General features: G+C 54.5%; 1 pseudogene. It reads right to left on the bottom strand.

The window, feature by feature from the left end:
• A pseudogene (locus IAE36_RS23460) lies at positions 1–784 on the bottom strand (IS3 family transposase); the annotation flags it as partial.
• Positions 785–838 lie beyond the last annotated feature (54 nt).

An 838-nucleotide genomic window follows, 5' to 3' on the forward strand; every position in this document is an offset into this window, starting at 1 on the left:
GGCAGGTAAGTGATGTCCGCTACCCAAACGTGCTCTGGCCCTGATGGGACAATCTGATTTGGACCTGGCTTGAGTAGGTTGGGATGACGATAGAAGCGATGAAAACTCTGTGTTGTCTTGTGATATGCCCGCTTGGGCAGCACTAGCAAGCGACGTTCTCCCAAGACTTCAAATAACCGGTCTCGCCCGATTTGGACCCGCCTGTCAGGCTGACAATGCAGCAGGTAGTGCAGCTTTCGCGCTCCCAAGCGGGGCTGGCGCATCCGGACTTGCTGAACAAACTCAACAACACGATCCGCTTGGCGCGCTTTGCTATCAGCAACTCGGTTGCGCTTGTAGTAAGCCTGCCGACTGATACCCAAAAACTGACAAGCCCTAGCAATGCTCAGTCCTGCGACTTGGCCTTGCGAGAGGACTTGCCGGATCGCTTTTTTACGACCGATACACCGTAGTCATTTTTCAGGACATCAACGACGGTCTCGAAGAACTGAGCCTTCTGGCTCATCAACTCAAGCTGCTGCTCAAGCTCTTTGATCCGCTGCTCTGGAGTGAGCGTTTTGGGGTCGGACATCGCGCAGCTCCTCTCGGCCCGGATCGACGCCCCTTGGCTCCAATCCTGCCGACCATGCTTACGCAACCATACCAGAACCGTCGAACGCCCTTGGATGCCATACCGCACCTGGGCCTGCTTGTAGGTCAGTTCGCCTTTTTCGATCTGATCAACGACGGCTAATTTAAAAGACAGCGAGTAATCTCGCTGCGTGCGCTTTACACCTTGCTCCATCTAGCTCTCCGGAAAATCGGGATGGGAGGTGTAAACCTTATTCAGGACGGGACA

Origin of the sequence: Pseudomonas sp. S36 (assembly GCF_016647875.1) — a bacterium.
GTDB classification, from domain to species: domain Bacteria; phylum Pseudomonadota; class Gammaproteobacteria; order Pseudomonadales; family Pseudomonadaceae; genus Aquipseudomonas; species Aquipseudomonas parafulva.